Below are 17,264 nucleotides of genomic sequence, written 5' to 3' on the forward strand. Positions count from 1 at the left end.
GAGCCTGCTCGCGAAAGCTTACTGGAAGGCGCCGCGATTCTGCGCGTTACGCACCGACACCTGATCGTTCAGCGTCCAGAAGTCATACAGCACACCAATAAAGAACAACCCGCCGGTCAGCAGATACAGCAAGCCGCTGATCCATTTGCCCTGATACATGCGGTGTACGCCGAACACACCGAGGAAGGTCAGCAGGATCCACGCGACGTTGTACTCGATCGGGCCGGCAGCAAAACGCAGGTCGGCCTCGCGATCCATCGCCGGGATCAGAAACACGTCGATGAGCCAGCCAATCCCCAGCAAACCAAAGGTGAAAAACCAGATCGTCCCGGTCACCGGCTTGCCGTAATAAAAGCGGTGCGCACCCGTGAATCCGAAAATCCACAGCAGGTAGCCGATGACTTTGCTGTGAGTGTCTTTTTCTTTCACGCGGGGTAGCTGATAGCTGTTCATTAAGACCTCATTGCACTCGATAGATAAATATTCTTCATTTCTTTGTGACTTTTTTACAGGTGGCCGACGTATGGCAAATGTTACCGTTGCTAGCGCGAAACCCTTGTAGAACCTGACTTCTGTCGGACAATTGCGTACTTTTTAAGCGTTTTTGGTTCCCTGGCCGGCGGAATGAATCGATGAACGGCCTCGGAACGGCAAAAAAAGCTGTTATAAAGTTGCGCGCTATCACTTACGAGCCACGCCTAATGCGACCATTTTTCAAGACATGGCTGACTATTTGCCTATTAATGCCACTGGCCGCCCACGCCACCAATCGTGAGCAACGTCTTCCAAACGTTAACGGCTTTACCCCTAAATCCCATGCTTCGGCTCCAGCGAGCAAAAGCAGCAAGAGCAAAACCACCACGCTGAGCAGCAAGAGCCGCAGCAAGCTGGTGCCACCGATGGCGAGCAAGGAAAGCAGCAATGTGCTGAGCCGTGCGGTAAACGTCCTCGGTACACCTTATCGTTGGGGCGGCAGCAGCCCAAGTAAAGGCTTCGATTGCAGCGGCCTGGTGAAATACGCGTTCAACGACGCTACGTTCGACCTGCCACGCACCTCCAACGCCATGGCCAGCGGTCACGGCGAGAAAGTCGAGCGCAAGGATCTGAAACCCGGCGACCTGATTTTCTTCAACATCAAGAGCCGTCGGGTCAACCATGTTGCCATCTACCTGGGCAACGACCGCTTCATCCACGCCCCGCGCCGTGGCAAAGCGGTGAGCATCGACACGCTGAACAAGCCTTACTGGGAAAAGCATTACGTCGTGGCCAAGCGCGTGTTGCCCAAAGAGCAACAGCAACTGCGTGTAGTCCAGCGCTAAAGATCGAAAGATCGAAAGATCGCAGCCTTCGGCAGCGCCTACATTGGGATCAGCGTTTCCCTGTAGGAGCTGCCGAAGGCTGCGATCTTTTGCTTTTGGCTACTAGAAATTATCCGGTGTACGCGCTTTCTCGCGGGCATGCTCGCGGCTGATCAGGCCTTTGGTTACCAGATCTTTCAGGCACATATCGAGTGTCTGCATCCCCAACGACCCACCGGTCTGAATCGCTGAATACATCTGCGCCACCTTGTCCTCGCGGATCAGGTTACGGATCGCCGATGTCCCGAGCATGATTTCATGCGCCGCCACCCGCCCGCCGCCGATCTTCTTGATCAACGTCTGCGACACCACCGCCAGCAACGACTCCGACAGCATCGAACGCACCATCGACTTCTCGTCGCCGGGGAACACGTCCACCACGCGGTCGATGGTCTTCGCCGCCGAGGTCGTGTGCAGTGTGCCGAACACCAGATGCCCGGTCTCAGCGGCGGTCAGCGCCAGGCGAATGGTTTCCAGATCACGCATCTCACCCACGAGAATCACGTCCGGATCTTCACGCAGGGCCGAACGCAGCGCTGTGGCGAAGCTGCGGGTATCGCGATGGACTTCGCGCTGATTGATCAGGCATTTGCGCGATTCGTGGACAAACTCGATGGGGTCCTCAATGGTGAGAATGTGGTGATGGCGATGGGTGTTGAGGTAATCGATCATTGCCGCCAGCGTGGTGGACTTGCCTGAACCGGTCGGCCCGGTGACCAGCACCAGCCCGCGCGGCGCATCGGTGATCTTGCGGAAAACATCGCCCATGGCGAGGTCTTCCATGCTCAGCACTTTCGAGGGAATGGTGCGGAACACTGCGCCGGCGCCTCGGTTCTGGTTGAACGCGTTGACCCGAAACCGCGCCACGCCGGGCACATCAAAGGAAAAATCCGTTTCCAGATTTTTCTCGAATTCGATGCGCTGGGTGTCGTTCATGATGTCGTAGATCAGATCGTGCACTTGCTTGTGATCCAGCGCCGGCAGATTGATCCGTCGCACATCGCCATCGACGCGGATCATCGGCGGCAGGCCCGCCGACAGGTGCAGGTCGGATGCGCCCTGTTTGGCGCTGAAGGCCAGCAGTTCAGTGATATCCATAGCGTCCCTCAATTCCAGTAGAATGCCGCGAACCTACAGACCGCCGGCGCCTCTTGATGTCCACGATAGCAGACAACATCCTTCAGGTTGGTTCGCGCATCCAGGCAGCAGCCAAAGCTGCACACCGCGACGAAAACAGCATCCATTTGCTCGCCGTGAGCAAGACCAAACCCGCCCAGGCCCTGCGCGAAGCCTATGCCGCCGGCTTGCGCGACTTCGGCGAGAACTACCTGCAGGAAGCCTTGGGCAAACAGCTGGAGCTGGCCGATCTGCCCTTGATCTGGCACTTCATCGGCCCCATTCAATCGAACAAGACTCGCGCCATTGCCGAGCATTTCGACTGGGTGCACTCCGTGGATCGTCTGAAAATCGCCCAACGCCTGTCCGAACAACGCCCCGCCGAGCTGCCTCCACTGAATATCTGCATTCAGGTCAATGTCAGCGGCGAGGCGAGTAAATCCGGTTGCACCCCGGCCGATCTGCCGGCGCTGGCCGAGGCCATCAGCGCCCTGCCCCGGCTGAAACTGCGCGGGCTGATGGCGATTCCCGAGCCGACCGAGGCGCGCGCCGAACAGGACGCTGCTTTCGCCGCCGTGCAGACCTTGCAGGCGAGCCTCGAGCTGCCGCTCGACACCTTGTCCATGGGCATGAGCCACGACCTCGAGTCGGCCATCGCCCAGGGCGCCACCTGGGTGCGGATCGGTACCGCGCTGTTTGGCGCCAGAGATTATTCCCAGTCTTGAACGTTTCCAGATAAGGACCACACATGAGCAACACACGTATTGCGTTTATCGGTGCGGGCAACATGGCGGCCAGTCTGATTGGCGGCTTGCGCGCCAAGGGTCTGGAAGCGGCGCAGATCCGCGCCAGCGATCCGGGCGACGACACCCGCGCCAGGGTCAGCGCCGAGCACGGCATCGAAACCTTCGCCGACAACGCCCAGGCTATCGAAGGCGTCGATGTCGTCGTGCTGGCGGTCAAGCCACAGGCGATGAAAGCTGTGTGCGAGGCGATTCGCCCCAGCCTGAAGCCGAATCAACTGGTGGTGTCGATCGCCGCCGGGATCACCTGCGCGAGCATGACCGCGTGGCTCGGCGAACAGCCGATCGTGCGCTGCATGCCGAACACCCCGGCGCTGCTGCGTCAGGGTGTCAGCGGTTTGTACGCGACGAGCGAAGTGACCGCCGAGCAGCGTCAGCAAGCCGAAGAGCTGCTGTCCGCCGTCGGCATCGCCCTGTGGCTGGACGAAGAACAGCAACTGGACGCCGTGACTGCCGTGTCCGGCTCCGGCCCGGCGTACTTTTTCCTGTTGATCGAAGCGATGACCGCCGCTGGCGTCAAACTCGGCTTGCCAAAGGAAATCGCTGAACAACTGACCGTGCAGACCGCTCTGGGCGCCGCGCACATGGCGGTGTCCAGCGACGTCGACGCCGCCGAACTGCGTCGCCGTGTGACCTCGCCAAACGGCACCACGGAAGCAGCGATCAAATCATTCCAGGCTGGCGGCTTCGAAGCGCTGGTTGAAACCGCACTCGGCGCCGCCGCGCACCGCTCGGCCGAAATGGCCGAACAACTGGGCAAATAAAGGAGCCTTACATGATCGGATTGAACACCGCAGCGGTTTACGTGCTGCAAACCCTCGGCAGCCTGTACCTGCTGATCGTGCTGCTGCGCTTCGTCCTGCAACTGGTGCGGGCGAACTTCTACAACCCGCTGTGCCAGTTCGTGGTCAAGGCCACCCAGCCGCTGCTCAAGCCTTTGCGCCGGATCATCCCGAGCCTGTTCGGCCTCGACATGTCGTCGCTGGTACTGGCGATTCTGGTGCAGCTACTGCTGATGGCACTCACCCTGCTGTTGACCTACGGCACCACCGGCAACCCGCTGCAACTGTTTATCTGGTCGCTGATCGGCGTTACCGCGCTGTTTCTGAAGATCTTCTTCTTCGCCCTGATCATCAGCGTGATTCTCTCGTGGGTCGCACCGGGCAGCCACAATCCGGGCGCCGAACTGGTCAACCAGATCTGTGAACCGGCGCTGGCACCGTTCCGCCGCTTCCTGCCGAACCTCGGCGGCCTGGATCTGTCGCCGATCTTCGCCTTCCTTGCGCTGAAATTGATCGACATGCTGGTGATCAACAATCTGGCGGCGATGACGATGATGCCGGAGATTTTGCGTTTGCTGATGTGAGGTGAGAGGGAGCGGGCGCTCGACTTGATATGGGGTCGCCTGCTCCCCTCACCCCAGCCCTCTCCCGAGGGAGAGGGAGCCGATCGGGTTGTTTTCAAGGCCTGACTTCTACTCGATACCTCAGGTCAGCATCACTCTGAAGATCGCCGCGGTCAGTCCCCTCTCCCTCCGGGAGAGGGCCAGGGTGAGGGCCGCTTGCCGCTACCCCCCACGGTCTTTAGACTTACGCCTCATTTCAACGAGAGCAGGGTCGATGCCAACTGCCTTTCCCGCCGATTCTGTTGGTCTGGTGACACCACAAACCGCGCACTTCAGCGAACCGCTGGCGCTGGCTTGTGGGCGTTCGCTGGCCGCCTATGATCTGATCTACGAAACCTACGGCACGCTGAACGCCCAGGCGAGCAACGCCGTGCTGATCTGCCACGCCTTGTCCGGCCACCACCACGCGGCCGGATATCACAGCGTCGACGACCGCAAACCCGGTTGGTGGGACAGCTGCATCGGCCCCGGCAAGCCGATCGACACCAACAAGTTCTTCGTGGTCAGCCTGAACAACCTCGGCGGCTGCAACGGCTCCACCGGCCCGAGCAGCATCAACCCGGAGACCGGCAAGCCGTTCGGTGCCGACTTCCCGGTGCTCACCGTCGAAGACTGGGTGCACAGTCAGGCGCGTCTCGCTGATCTGCTCGGCATCGGCCAGTGGGCGGCGGTGATCGGCGGCAGCCTCGGCGGCATGCAGGCGCTGCAATGGACCATCACCTACCCGGATCGCGTGCGTCACTGCCTGGCCATCGCCTCGGCGCCCAAACTGTCGGCGCAGAACATCGCGTTCAACGAAGTCGCACGTCAGGCAATCCTCACCGACCCTGAGTTCCACGGCGGTTCGTTCCAGGAAGCGGGCGTGATCCCCAAGCGCGGGCTGATGCTGGCGCGCATGGTCGGCCACATCACTTACCTGTCCGACGACTCCATGGGCGAGAAATTCGGCCGCGGCCTGAAGAGCGAAAAACTCAACTACGACTTCCACAGTGTCGAGTTCCAGGTTGAAAGTTACCTGCGTTATCAGGGCGAAGAGTTCTCCGGGCGCTTCGATGCCAACACCTATCTGTTGATGACCAAGGCACTTGATTACTTCGATCCGGCGGCGAACTTCGACGATGATCTGGCAAAAACCTTCGAAAACGCCACGGCCAAGTTTTGCGTGATGTCGTTCACCACCGACTGGCGCTTCTCCCCGGCGCGCTCGCGGGAACTGGTGGATGCGCTGATGGCCGCGCGCAAGGACGTCAGCTATCTGGAAATCGACGCACCGCAGGGCCACGACGCCTTTCTGATTCCGATCCCGCGTTACTTGCAGGCGTTCGGCAATTACATGAACCGCATTTCGTTGTGAGAAAGCCATGAGAGCTGATCTGGAAATCATCCAGGAATGGATCCCCGCCGGCAGCCGCGTCCTCGACCTCGGTTGCGGTGACGGCGAGCTGCTGACCTGGCTGCGCGACAACAAGAACGTCACCGGTTATGGCCTGGAAAACGACGCCGACAATATTGCCGAGTGCGTGGCCAAGGGCATCAACGTCATCGAGCAGGATCTGGACAAGGGCCTGGGCAACTTCGCCAGCAACAGTTTCGACATCGTCGTCATGACCCAGGCCCTGCAAGCGGTGCATTACCCGGACAAGATCCTCGACGAAATGCTCCGGGTCGGCCGCCAGTGCATCATCACCTTCCCGAATTTCGGCCACTGGCGCTGCCGCTGGTACCTGGCGAGCAAGGGCCGCATGCCGGTCTCCGAGTTCCTGCCCTACACCTGGTACAACACGCCGAACATCCACTTCTGCACCTTCGAGGATTTTGAAGAGCTGTGCCGCGAACGTGATGCCAAGGTCATTGATCGGCTTGCCGTGGATCAACAGCACCGGCACGGGTGGGCCAGTAAGCTATGGCCTAATCTGTTAGGTGAAATCGGTATCTACCGCGTCAGCAGCCCGCAGTTGGCGGACCACCGGGTCGCGGTCTGAGCCAGGCCATTTCGAGGAGCACGAACATGAGTCGTCCAGCGTTGCTGTTACTCACCGCCTGCCTGAGCGCTGGCGCCATGGCGGCAGACGTCATCAAAGGTGAACGCAAGGAAACCTTCGGCGATGTCACGGTGCACTACAACACTTTCAACTCGACGTTTCTGACGCCGGACATCGCCAAGGCGGCGGAACTGATCCGCAGCAAGAATCAGGGCGTGATCAATGTCTCGGTGATCAAGGACGGCAAACCGCAGATCGCCAGCGTCACCGGCACGGTCAAGGACCTGACCAGCAACAGCGTGGCGCTGAAATTCCGCCAGGTCACCGAACAGGGCGCGATCTACTACATCGCCCAGTACCCGGTGCCGCAGCAGGAAACCCGCACCTTTGAAATCAAGGTGCAGAACGGCGACAAGATCAACACCATCAACTTCAACCAAGAACTTTTTCCCGGCGAATGATGAACATCAAGCAGCTCGTACTGGCCAGCCATAACGCCGGCAAACTCAAAGAACTCCAGGCCATGCTCGGCGACTCGGTGCAACTGCGCTCGATTGGCGAATGGAGCAAGGTCGAGCCGGAAGAAACCGGCCTGTCGTTCGTCGAGAACGCGATCCTCAAGGCACGCAACGCCGCGCGCATTTCCGGGCTGCCGGCACTGGCCGACGACTCCGGGCTGGCGGTGGATTTCCTCGGCGGTGCGCCGGGCATCTACTCGGCGCGTTATGCCGACGGCCAGGGCGATGCCGCGAACAACGCCAAACTGCTCGACGCGCTGAAAGATGTGCCGCAAGCCGAGCGCGGCGCACAGTTCGTCTGCGTCTTAGCACTGGTGCGCCACGCCGATGATCCGCTGCCGATTCTCTGCGAAGGTCTGTGGCACGGCCGCATCCTCACCGCAGCCAGCGGCGAACACGGCTTCGGTTACGACCCGCTGTTCTGGGTGCCGGAGCGCGACTGCTCCAGCGCCGAGCTGAGCCCGGCCGACAAGAACCAGATCAGCCACCGCGCCCGTGCAATGGATCTGCTGCGCCAGCGTCTGGGCTTGAAATGACCGGTGATTCTTCCGCGTCGTCGCTGATTGTCGGCGGCGCCGCTTCCTCGCCTCGGGCGCCGCTGCCAACGCTGCCGCCCCTGGCGCTGTACATCCACATCCCGTGGTGTGTGCGCAAATGTCCGTATTGCGATTTCAACTCGCACACCGCCAGCCCGGTGCTGCCGGAGCAGGAATATGTCGACGCACTGCTGGCCGATCTCGATCAGGATCTGCACGCGGTGTATGGCCGTGAGCTGACCTCGATTTTCTTCGGTGGTGGTACGCCGAGCCTGTTCAGCGCCGACGCCCTCGGACGTTTGTTGAAGGGCGTCGAGCAGCGCATCCCGTTCGCCGACGACATCGAAATTACCCTCGAGGCCAATCCGGGCACCTTCGAGCAAGAGAAGTTCGTCGCCTATCGCAAGCTGGGGATCAATCGCCTGTCGATCGGCATCCAGAGCTTTCAGCAGGAAAAACTTGAGGCCCTCGGCCGTATCCACAACGGTGACGAAGCCGTGCGTGCGGCGGACATGGCACGACAGGCCGGGTTCGATAATTTCAACCTCGACTTGATGCACGGTTTGCCCGATCAGTCGCTGGACGATGCCTTGAGCGACCTGCGTCAAGCCATCGCGCTGAAGCCGACGCATATCTCCTGGTATCAGCTGACGCTGGAGCCGAACACGGTGTTCTGGAATCAGCCGCCGGTGCTGCCGGAAGACGACACGCTGTGGGACATTCAGGAAGCCGGCCAGGCGCTGCTGGCCGAGCACGGTTACGCGCAATACGAAGTGTCGGCATATGCCCAGCCCGATCGCCCGGCGCGGCACAACCTCAATTACTGGAGCTTCGGCGACTTCATCGGCATCGGCGCCGGCGCCCATGGAAAATTGAGTCACCCGGACGGGCGCATCGTGCGCACATGGAAAACCCGCCTGCCGAAGGACTATCTGAATCCAGCGAAGAGCTTTCAGGCTGGCGAGAAACCGCTGAGCAATGACGAGATGCCGTTCGAGTTCCTGATGAACGCCCTGCGCCTGACTGCCGGGGTCGAATCGCGCCTGTATCCGGAACGCACCGGACTGTCGCTCGACAGCCTCGCCGAAGGCCGCCGCGAAGCCGAACAAAGCGGCCTGTTGCAGGTCGAACCGTCACGCCTGGCGGCCACCGAACGCGGCCAGCTGTTCCTCAACGACTTGCTGCAACAATTTCTGAACTGACTTCAGCTCAAAGGGAAAACGCATGGATTTGATACTCGACCTGCTGGCCACCGTCTCCCGCTGGAGCCGCAGCAATCTCTCGGAAATCGCTTTGGCGCTGGTCGGTTGCCTGCTGGTGCTGTTCGGCGCCGACTTCAAAGGCTGGGTCGAGCAACGCCTGGGCAGCATCGCCGGTGCCCTGCGCGTGCCCCTGATGGCCCTGCTCTGCCTGATCGGCAGCGGCGCCGCGCTGATCTACGCGACGCCGTGGGTGATCAAGGGCCTGAGCCAGTTCAACAACTACAGCCTGGCGCCGGTGCTGCTGGTAGTCCTCGTCCTCATCGGCGTAGTCGCTGATCGCCGCTGATCTTTCAGCACATCCAAAACAACTGTAGGAGTGAGCCTGCTCGCGATTGCGGTCTGACAGTCACCGAAGAGGTTGAATGTCAGACCGCAATCGCGAGCAGGCTCACTCCTACATTTTTACCGCGTGATGCTCAGGACTGTTTTTCGAACTTCAGATCCCACACGCCATGGCCAAGGCGTTCGCCGCGGCGTTCGAACTTGGTGATCGGGCGTTCGGCCGGGCGTGGGACGCATTTGCCGTCTTCGGCGAGGTTGCGGTAGCCCGGGGCGACGTTCATCACTTCCAGCATGTACTCGGCGTACGGTTCCCAGTCGGTGGCCATGTGCAGAATGCCGCCGACCTTGAGCTTGCTGCGCACCAGTTCGGCGAACGAGGCCTGGACGATGCGGCGCTTGTGGTGACGGCTCTTGTGCCATGGATCCGGGAAGAACAGCATCAGGCGATCGAGGCTGTTGTCGGCGATGCAGCGGTTGAGCACTTCGATCGCGTCGCAATCGTAGACCCGCAGGTTGGTCAGCCCTTGGGTCAGTACGCCATTGAGCAGCGCACCGACACCCGGACGGTGCACTTCAACGCCGATGAAATCCTGCTCCGGCGCCGCCGCGGCCATTTCCAGCAGCGAGTGGCCCATGCCGAAACCGATTTCCAGCGAGCGCGGTGCCGAGCGGCCGAACACTTGGTCGTAATCGACCGGCGCATCGGCCAGCGGCAGCACGTACAGCGGCGCGCCCTGATCCAGACCGCGTTGCTGGCCTTCGGTCATGCGCCCGGCGCGCATCACGAAACTCTTGATGCGGCGGTGTTGGCGCTCGTCGCCTTCGTCCGGCTGGACAGGCGTGTCGTTCGATTCAGTCATCAATGGCTCTTACTTGATCAGACCATCCAGCGGCGAAGAGGCGCTGGCATAAAGTTTTTTCGGCATGCGGCCGGCGAGGTACGCCAGACGGCCGGCGACGATGGCGTGCTGCATGGCTTGCGCCATCATTACCGGTTGCTGGGCGTGAGCGATGGCCGAGTTCATCAGTACGGCGTCACACCCCAGTTCCATGGCGATGGTCGCGTCGGAAGCCGTACCGACACCGGCATCCACCAGCACCGGAATCTTCGCTTCTTCGAGGATGATCTGCAGGTTGTACGGATTGCAGATACCCAGACCGGAGCCGATCAGACCGGCCAGCGGCATCACCGCGATGCAGCCGATTTCCGCCAGTTGGCGGGCGATGATCGGGTCATCGCTGGTGTAGACCATCACGTCGAAGCCTTCCTTGACCAGGGTTTCGGCGGCCTTGAGGGTTTCGATCACGTTGGGGAACAGGGTCTTCTGGTCAGCCAGCACTTCCAGCTTCACCAGGTTGTGGCCGTCGAGCAATTCACGCGCGAGGCGGCAGGTGCGCACGGCTTCGATAGCGTCGTAGCAACCAGCGGTGTTCGGCAGGAAGGTGTAGCGATCCGGCGACAGCACTTCGAGCAGGTTCGGCTCGCCTTCGATCTGGCCCAGGTTGGTGCGGCGCACGGCGAAGGTGACGATCTCGGCACCCGAGGCTTCGATGGCCTGGCGGGTTTCTTCCATGTCACGGTACTTGCCGGTACCGACCAGCAAACGCGACTGGTAAGTACGACCGGCCAGCACAAAAGGCTTGTCGCTACGAACGATGCTCATGGGGAATCCTCTTGAGGGGTGAGGGTCTTGCAGAATTCTTTGCCCTTGCGGGCCGGGACAATCAGCCGCCGCCGATGGCGTGGACCACTTCGACGCTGTCGCCGTCATTGAGCGTGGTATCGGCATGCTGGCTGCGCGGAACGATGTCCAGATTGAGCTCGACCGCCACCCGGCGTCCGGTCAGTTCCAGACGGGTGATCAGGCCCGCAACGGTTTCACCGTCGGGCAATTCAAAGGACTCACCGTTCAACTGAATGCGCATGCACAACGCCGCCATCATTTTTAGGGGCTGGCATTCTAGCCCGATCATGACCTAAAGGTCAGTACCAAGCGTCAAGCGGTTAGCTGCAAGCGCCAGGCGGCGAGGCCGAGGCAAACCCAACCGATGAGAAACGCGAGGCCACCAAAAGGGGTAATGATGCCGAGCTTGCTGATGCCGGTGGTGGTCAGCAGATACAGACTGCCGGAGAACAACACAATGCCGGCGGTGAAGGACACGCCGGCCCAAGTGACCAGCCGCCCTGGAATCTGCGTGGCCAGCAGCGCAACGCCGAACAGTGCGAGTGTGTGCACCAATTGGTAGGTGACGCCAGTGTGGAAAATGGCCAGGTATTCCGGGGTCAGGCGGTTTTTCAGGCCATGGGCGGCGAACGCGCCCAGCGCAACACCGGTGAATCCGAAAAAAGCGGCCAGCATCAAAAAGCCACGCAGCATGGGGAACTCCAGTCAGACGCGATCGGCAGGGTCTGTATAATGGCCCGCTCCACGGGTTCGGCCAAGCCATCTCTATGCTGCGTTCAATTTTCCGTCGTCTCACGAAGGCCCTGCTCTGGTTCGCCGGCGGCAGTGTCTTGCTGGTGCTGGTGTTTCGCTTCGTGCCACCGCCGGTCACGGCGCTGATGGTCGAGCGCAAGGTCGAATCCTGGGTCGACGGCGAGCCGATCGACCTGCAGCGCACCTGGAAACCGTGGAATGAGATCTCCGATGACTTGAAGGTGGCGGTGATTGCCGGCGAGGATCAGAAATTCCCCGAGCACTGGGGCTTCGATCTGCGCGCGATCCAGGCTGCGCTGGCCCACAACGAGCTGGGCGGCTCGATTCGCGGCGCCAGCACCTTGAGCCAGCAAGTGTCGAAAAATCTGTTTTTGTGGTCCGGCCGCAGCTATCTGCGCAAGGGCCTGGAAGCGTGGTTTACCGCGTTGATCGAAGTGTTCTGGCCCAAGCAGCGGATCCTTGAGGTGTACCTTAACAGCGTCGAATGGGATGACGGCGTGTTTGGCGCCGAAGCGGCGGCCCGCCATCACTTTGGCGTGGGTGCGAAATCGTTGTCGCGCCAGCAGGCGAGTTATCTGGCTGCCGTCCTGCCCAATCCGCGGGTATGGAGCGCGAGTCACCCGACCGGTTATGTGTCGCGTCGGGCTGGCTGGATTCGGCAGCAGATGAGTCAGTTGGGTGGGGACAGTTATTTGCTGGGGCTGAACGCTTCGCGGCGGGCGCCTTGGGCTGAATAACACCGAAGATCTAATGTAGGAGTGAGCCTGCTCGCGATAGCGTTGTGTCAGTCAACATCTGCTTTACTGACAAACCGCTATCGCGAGCAGGCTCACTCCTACAAGGGTTCTGTGTGGCAGTCGAAATGAAAACGCCCCGATCATCGCTGATCGGGGCGTTTTTTATTGCTGATGCGCCGGTTACGCGGCGATCGACAACTTGAGCTTGTTCATCGCGCTCTTCTCGAGCTGACGGATTCGCTCGGCCGACACGTTGTACTTCTGCGCCAGGTCGTGCAGCGTGGCCTTCTCTTCCGCCAGCCAGCGCTGGTAGAGGATGTCACGGCTGCGCTCGTCCAGCACTTCCAGTGCTTCGTGCAGGTTGGTGTTGGAGTTGTCGCTCCAGTCGGCATCTTCCAGCTGACGCGCCGGGTCGTACCGGTGGTCTTCCAGGTAGTTGGCCGGCGACTGGAAAGCGCTGTCATCGTCGGCTTCCGCAGCCGGGTCGAAGGCCATGTCATGGCCGGTCAGGCGGCTTTCCATCTCGCGCACTTCACGTGGTTCGACGCCGAGGCTTTCCGCCACACGGTGGACTTCCTCGTTGTTCAGCCACGCCAGACGTTTCTTCTGGCTGCGCAGGTTGAAGAACAGCTTGCGCTGGGCCTTGGTGGTCGCGACTTTCACAATGCGCCAGTTGCGCAGGATGAATTCGTGAATTTCCGCCTTGATCCAGTGCACGGCGAACGATACCAGACGCACACCCATTTCCGGGTTGAAGCGCTTGACGGCCTTCATCAGGCCCACGTTACCTTCCTGGATCAGGTCAGCCTGAGCCAGACCGTAGCCGGAGTAGCTACGGGCAATGTGTACGACAAAACGCAGGTGGGCGAGCACCATCTGCCGAGCCGCCCCCAAATCCTGCTCATAGTAGAGACTCTCGGCCAGTTCACGCTCCTGCTCCGGCGTCAGCAATGGAATGCTGTTGACGGTGTGCACGTAAGCTTCCAGGTTCGCACCCGGAACCAACGCATACGCAGGTTGCAAAGAATTGGTCATACGAAAAAACCTCCCACTCACATACTCGTGCCTCTCGGCACTGCGAAAAATTGACCGGGAACTCAAGTACAAGTTCCCATAAAAACCGCAAGGTCAATCACGCGCAAAAAAGATTCTACTTCGGCGCCAGCTCCCTGAGATGACGTGCGACTGCAATCCATGCACCGATATAACCCAACAGCACCGCGCCAAGCAAGAGCGACAGACCGTCGGCCACTGGCACGCCGGCCAGGGCGAAATCACTGCCGTACAAGCCGGCCAGTCCAACCACCGCATCGTTCAGCCAGTTCAGGCCGAACGCCAATACGCCCCAGGACAACAGCCCTGCACCGAAGCCATACAACGCGCCCATATAAAGGAAAGGGCGGCGCACATAACTGTCAGTGCCGCCGACGAGTTTAATCACTTCTATCTCGGTGCGGCGGTTTTCAATATGAAGACGAATGGTATTGCCTATCACCAAAAGTAATGCAGACACCAACAACACCGTCAGACCGAAGACAAAGCGGTCGCCAAGCTTGAGGATGGCGGCCAGACGCTCGACCCAGACTAGATCAAGTTGTGCCTGTTGTACCTTGGGCAGCTCGGAAAGTTTTTGTCTTAATGCTTCGAGTGTCGGCTTGTCGACTTCGTTCGGTGTCACCAGCACCACACCCGGCAACGGGTTCTCCGGCAACTCACGCAGGGCTTCGCCCAGGCCGGACTGCTGCTGGAACTCCTCAAGCGCCTGATCGCGGCCGACATATTCGGCATCCGCGACGCCGGGCATGCCTTTGATCTGCTCGCGCAGCGCTTCGCCCTGTTCCGCGCTGGCATCGAGTTGCAGGTACAGGGAAATCTGCGCCGCGCGCTGCCAGGAACCGCCGAGACGCTCGACGTTGTTGAGCAACAGCGAAAGCCCCATCGGCAGACTCAGCGCAACGGCCATCACCATGCAGGTGAAGAAACTGCCGATCGGCTGCTTGCCGAGGCGGCGCAGGCTGTCGAGCAGGCTGGCGCGATGGCTTTCGATCCAGGCGCGGAACAGCGTAGCGAAGTCCGGGCCGTCGTCATCGTCGTGCTTTTTCTTCTTCTGCGGTTGCGGGTCAGCGGCTTTCGGGGCCACGCGCTCGGAAACCTTCGGACTGCGTGTCGCACTCATACCCCGGCCTCCCCGTCGCCGATCAAGCGGCCGCGTTGCAGGGTCAGCATGCGGTGACGCATGCGCGCGATCAGCGCCAGGTCGTGACTGGCGATCAGCACGCTGGTGCCCAGACGGTTGATGTCTTCGAACACGCCCATGATTTCCGCCGCCAGTCGCGGGTCGAGGTTACCGGTCGGTTCGTCCGCCAGCAGCAAGGCCGGGCGATGGACGATGGCGCGGGCAATGCCGACGCGCTGCTGTTGACCAGTGGACAGGTCGCCCGGGTACAGATCGGTTTTGTCCGACAGCGCCACGCGTTCCAGCGCCGAATCGACGCGCTTGGCGATCTCAGCCTTGGACAGGCCGAGAATCTGCAGCGGCAACGCGACGTTATTGAACACCGTACGATCGAACAGCAACTGGTGATTCTGGAACACCACGCCGATCTGCCGACGCAGGAACGGGATCTGCGCGTTGCTGATGGTGCTCAGGTCCTGCCCGGCGAGCAGCAGTTTGCCGCTGGTCGGCCGTTCCATTGCCAGCAACAGGCGCAACAGCGTGGATTTACCGGCACCGGAGTGACCGGTGACAAACAAGAACTCGCCACGACGGACTCGAAAGCTCAGCTCATGCAAGCCGACGTGACCGTTCGGGTAGCGTTTACCGACCTGTTCGAAACGAATCATGAACGCTCCCGCTCGGCAAACAGTGCCTGGACAAAGGGTTCGGCTTCAAAGGTGCGCAAATCGTCGATGCCTTCACCGACGCCGATATAGCGGATCGGCAAACCGAACTGCTTGGCCAGGGCGAAAATCACCCCGCCCTTGGCGGTGCCATCGAGTTTGGTCAGCGCCAGGCCGGTCAGTTCGACGGTCTGGTTGAATTGCTTGGCCTGGTTGATGGCGTTCTGGCCAGTGCCGGCGTCGAGGACCAGCAGCACTTCGTGCGGCGCGTCCGCGTCGAGCTTGCCGATCACCCGGCGAACCTTTTTCAGCTCTTCCATCAGGTTGTCTTTGGTGTGCAGGCGCCCGGCGGTGTCAGCGATCAGCACGTCGATGCCACGGGCCTTGGCCGCTTGCACGGCGTCGAAGATCACCGAAGCCGAATCGGCGCCGGTGTGCTGGGCGATCACCGGGATCTTGTTGCGCTCGCCCCACACCTGCAATTGCTCAACAGCTGCGGCACGGAATGTATCGCCGGCCGCCAGCATGACTTTCTTGCCTTCAAGCTGCAGCTTCTTCGCCAGTTTGCCGATGGTGGTGGTCTTGCCGGCGCCGTTGACGCCAACCACCAGAATCACGAAAGGTTTTCTCTGCGAGGCGATTTTCAGCGGCTGTTCAACCGGCTTGAGCATCGCCGCCAGCTCAGCCTGCAGGGATTTGTACAGGGCGTCGGCATCGGCCAGTTCCTTGCGCGCAACCTTCTGGGTCAGGCGCTGGATGATCTGCGTGGTGGCCTCAACGCCGACGTCGGCGGTGAGCAGGCGGGTTTCGAGGTCGTCGAGCAGATCATCGTCGATGGTCTTGCGGCCGAGGAACAGGCTGGCCATGCCCTCGCCGATGCTGGCGCTGGTCTTCGACAGGCCTTGCTTGAGGCGGGCGAAGAAACCGGCTTTGGTTTCTTCGCTGCGCGACGCTTCGACCGGCGTTTCTACAGGGGCTTCGACCGGCACGATCGGAGCGACAACTGGTGCCGCGGCAAGCGGTGCAGGCGCAGGCGCAGGCTCGGACGGCTGGACAACCGGCGCCACTGGCTCGGCAACGACCGGCGCTGGCTCGACAACCGGTTCAGGCACAGGCGGCGCAGCCACCTCGGCAACCGGCGCAGGAATCACTGGCGTCACATGCGGTGTCGCTTCTTCGACCAGGGCCACCGGCTCTTCTGCCACCGGCAGGGTCAACCACGGCTCAACGGCGGGCGACAGCGGCAACTCGGCAGCGGTCGGCGTTTCAGGCTCGGCTTCAGCTTCCGGTTGCAGCACCGGTTCGGCGATCGGCAGCACAATCGGCGCCGGCTCTTCTTCTATTGCAGGTGCTGGCGCGGGGGCCGGCTCAGGAATCGCGGGCGGCTGTTCGACGACGGGTTCCTGCGGTTTTTTCCGCAGCCATCCGAACAGGCTTTTCTTCTCGCCAGCCGCAGCTGGGCTCTTCTTGTCGTCGTTGGAACCAAACATGGAGGACGGCTATCTCACGGTAGCGACGCGCCAACAGGGCGCCCCGGCAAATAAATATTCGATGCAGAACAGACTGTGTTTCATCCAGCTTGTTCACGCGCAACATTTTGTCGAGGCGCCGCAGGCACCTCAAGGATCGTTTTTACGATGATCTAAACCGGCAAAAATCGGCGAAAACGCAGGGTCTGGTTGCCAAACCGCTGCCTTGTGCCGCAAACCCATTCAGCCTTATCAGGTTGCAGAACCTCATAGACGTGGTCGCCAGTAAAACGGATCAGTATCCTAGGGCGTGTCATTGATCATTACCAGTACCGCGTGGCCGCCTGAAAACGGGCCAGACAAGGCGCAGGCCGCAGGGAATGTGCTTTCCTTGCCAAGGACTGCAACGCAGTATGGCCCGTTTTCAGGCGCCACCCGGAGGGCCGGGCCTGATAGTGTGCAGGGCTGCGTTGCTCGGAGTTTATTTGGAACAACCAATCCACACTCCTCGCGCCTT

Annotated in this window: 21 protein-coding genes; 11 read left to right on the forward strand and 10 right to left on the reverse strand. The window is 60.8% G+C overall.

The window, feature by feature from the left end; translation table 11 throughout:
* Window positions 1-18: 18 nt before the first annotated feature.
* Entirely contained in the window at window positions 19-453 is a 435-nt protein-coding gene (locus BLU71_RS20160) for an NINE protein (protein ID WP_039757549.1), read from the reverse strand.
* A gap of 248 nt (window positions 454-701) precedes the next feature.
* On the opposite strand from BLU71_RS20160, the gene BLU71_RS20165 reads away from it, so the two are divergent.
* Window positions 702-1,319, forward strand: a complete 618-nt coding sequence (locus tag BLU71_RS20165; protein ID WP_042606566.1) for a C40 family peptidase — start codon at window positions 702-704, stop codon at window positions 1,317-1,319.
* Between the two features lie 102 nt (window positions 1,320-1,421).
* Here BLU71_RS20165 and BLU71_RS20170 read toward each other — a convergent pair whose 3' ends face one another.
* The gene (locus BLU71_RS20170; protein ID WP_016772732.1) at window positions 1,422-2,456 is read right to left on the reverse strand and encodes a type IV pilus twitching motility protein PilT; all 1,035 of its coding nucleotides are present in this window, start codon (window positions 2,454-2,456) and stop codon (window positions 1,422-1,424) included.
* A gap of 56 nt (window positions 2,457-2,512) precedes the next feature.
* Between BLU71_RS20170 and BLU71_RS20175 the strand changes: the two genes are divergently transcribed.
* The 9 genes from BLU71_RS20175 to BLU71_RS20215 all read left to right on the forward strand — a co-directional run bounded on the left by BLU71_RS20175 (window position 2,513) and on the right by BLU71_RS20215 (window position 9,266).
* Window positions 2,513-3,199 (forward strand): YggS family pyridoxal phosphate-dependent enzyme, encoded by a 687-nt coding sequence (locus BLU71_RS20175; protein WP_064364755.1) that lies wholly within the window; start codon window positions 2,513-2,515, stop codon window positions 3,197-3,199.
* 23 nt (window positions 3,200-3,222) lie between these two features.
* Window positions 3,223-4,041: a pyrroline-5-carboxylate reductase gene (proC, locus tag BLU71_RS20180; RefSeq protein ID WP_064364753.1), complete on the forward strand. Its 819-nt coding sequence runs from the start codon at window positions 3,223-3,225 to the stop codon at window positions 4,039-4,041.
* Window positions 4,042-4,052: 11 nt separating this feature from the next.
* The gene (locus BLU71_RS20185; RefSeq protein WP_064364751.1) at window positions 4,053-4,643 is read left to right on the forward strand and encodes a YggT family protein; all 591 of its coding nucleotides are present in this window, start codon (window positions 4,053-4,055) and stop codon (window positions 4,641-4,643) included.
* 253 nt (window positions 4,644-4,896) lie between these two features.
* Window positions 4,897-6,036: a homoserine O-succinyltransferase MetX gene (metX, locus tag BLU71_RS20190; protein ID WP_083353760.1), complete on the forward strand. Its 1,140-nt coding sequence runs from the start codon at window positions 4,897-4,899 to the stop codon at window positions 6,034-6,036.
* Window positions 6,037-6,043: 7 nt separating this feature from the next.
* Window positions 6,044-6,664 carry a methionine biosynthesis protein MetW gene (gene metW, locus BLU71_RS20195; RefSeq protein WP_024014659.1) on the forward strand — a complete coding sequence of 207 codons (621 nt, stop codon included), beginning with the start codon at window positions 6,044-6,046 and terminating at the stop codon, window positions 6,662-6,664.
* Window positions 6,665-6,690: 26 nt separating this feature from the next.
* Window positions 6,691-7,125 (forward strand): DUF4426 domain-containing protein, encoded by a 435-nt coding sequence (locus tag BLU71_RS20200; RefSeq protein WP_065615073.1) that lies wholly within the window; start codon window positions 6,691-6,693, stop codon window positions 7,123-7,125.
* A complete protein-coding gene (gene rdgB, locus BLU71_RS20205; protein ID WP_024014661.1) occupies window positions 7,122-7,718 on the forward strand; it encodes an RdgB/HAM1 family non-canonical purine NTP pyrophosphatase in 597 nt (198 codons plus the stop codon). Before BLU71_RS20200 ends, rdgB begins: the two co-directional genes overlap by 4 nt.
* Window positions 7,715-8,920, forward strand: coding sequence for a radical SAM family heme chaperone HemW (gene hemW / locus BLU71_RS20210; RefSeq protein WP_083353761.1), 1,206 nt, complete (start codon window positions 7,715-7,717; stop codon window positions 8,918-8,920). The genes rdgB and hemW overlap by 4 nt, the downstream gene beginning before the upstream one ends.
* A 22-nt stretch (window positions 8,921-8,942) precedes the next feature.
* Window positions 8,943-9,266 (forward strand): DUF3392 domain-containing protein, encoded by a 324-nt coding sequence (locus tag BLU71_RS20215; RefSeq protein ID WP_008083808.1) that lies wholly within the window; start codon window positions 8,943-8,945, stop codon window positions 9,264-9,266.
* Window positions 9,267-9,396: 130 nt separating this feature from the next.
* On the opposite strand, the gene trmB is transcribed toward BLU71_RS20215, so the two are convergent.
* The 4 genes from trmB to BLU71_RS20235 all read right to left on the reverse strand — a co-directional run bounded on the left by trmB (window position 9,397) and on the right by BLU71_RS20235 (window position 11,640).
* Window positions 9,397-10,122, reverse strand: a complete 726-nt coding sequence (gene trmB / locus BLU71_RS20220; RefSeq protein WP_042606558.1) for a tRNA (guanosine(46)-N7)-methyltransferase TrmB — start codon at window positions 10,120-10,122, stop codon at window positions 9,397-9,399.
* A gap of 9 nt (window positions 10,123-10,131) precedes the next feature.
* The gene (locus tag BLU71_RS20225; protein ID WP_007964131.1) at window positions 10,132-10,926 is read right to left on the reverse strand and encodes a thiazole synthase; all 795 of its coding nucleotides are present in this window, start codon (window positions 10,924-10,926) and stop codon (window positions 10,132-10,134) included.
* 61 nt (window positions 10,927-10,987) lie between these two features.
* Window positions 10,988-11,188, reverse strand: coding sequence for a sulfur carrier protein ThiS (gene thiS, locus BLU71_RS20230; RefSeq protein WP_042606691.1), 201 nt, complete (start codon window positions 11,186-11,188; stop codon window positions 10,988-10,990).
* Window positions 11,189-11,259: 71 nt separating this feature from the next.
* Entirely contained in the window at window positions 11,260-11,640 is a 381-nt protein-coding gene (locus BLU71_RS20235; protein WP_064364745.1) for a DUF423 domain-containing protein, read from the reverse strand.
* A gap of 74 nt (window positions 11,641-11,714) precedes the next feature.
* On the opposite strand from BLU71_RS20235, the gene mtgA reads away from it, so the two are divergent.
* Complete coding sequence (gene mtgA, locus BLU71_RS20240) at window positions 11,715-12,437, forward strand: monofunctional biosynthetic peptidoglycan transglycosylase (protein ID WP_065615075.1); 723 nt, start codon at window positions 11,715-11,717, stop codon at window positions 12,435-12,437.
* A gap of 180 nt (window positions 12,438-12,617) precedes the next feature.
* On the opposite strand, the gene rpoH is transcribed toward mtgA, so the two are convergent.
* From rpoH to ftsY, 4 genes are all read right to left on the reverse strand, one after another.
* Entirely contained in the window at window positions 12,618-13,472 is an 855-nt protein-coding gene (rpoH, locus tag BLU71_RS20245) for an RNA polymerase sigma factor RpoH (RefSeq protein WP_016772717.1), read from the reverse strand.
* Window positions 13,473-13,587: 115 nt separating this feature from the next.
* Complete coding sequence (gene ftsX / locus BLU71_RS20250) at window positions 13,588-14,613, reverse strand: permease-like cell division protein FtsX (RefSeq protein WP_042606555.1); 1,026 nt, start codon at window positions 14,611-14,613, stop codon at window positions 13,588-13,590.
* Window positions 14,610-15,281, reverse strand: coding sequence for a cell division ATP-binding protein FtsE (gene ftsE / locus BLU71_RS20255; RefSeq protein ID WP_003229148.1), 672 nt, complete (start codon window positions 15,279-15,281; stop codon window positions 14,610-14,612). The genes ftsX and ftsE overlap by 4 nt, the downstream gene beginning before the upstream one ends.
* Window positions 15,278-16,768 carry a signal recognition particle-docking protein FtsY gene (ftsY, locus tag BLU71_RS20260; RefSeq protein WP_083353762.1) on the reverse strand — a complete coding sequence of 497 codons (1,491 nt, stop codon included), beginning with the start codon at window positions 16,766-16,768 and terminating at the stop codon, window positions 15,278-15,280. Before ftsY ends, ftsE begins: the two co-directional genes overlap by 4 nt.
* Window positions 16,769-17,264 lie beyond the last annotated feature (496 nt).

Origin of the sequence: Pseudomonas moraviensis (assembly GCF_900105805.1) — a bacterium.
Taxonomy (GTDB): Bacteria; Pseudomonadota; Gammaproteobacteria; order Pseudomonadales; family Pseudomonadaceae; genus Aquipseudomonas; species Aquipseudomonas moraviensis_A.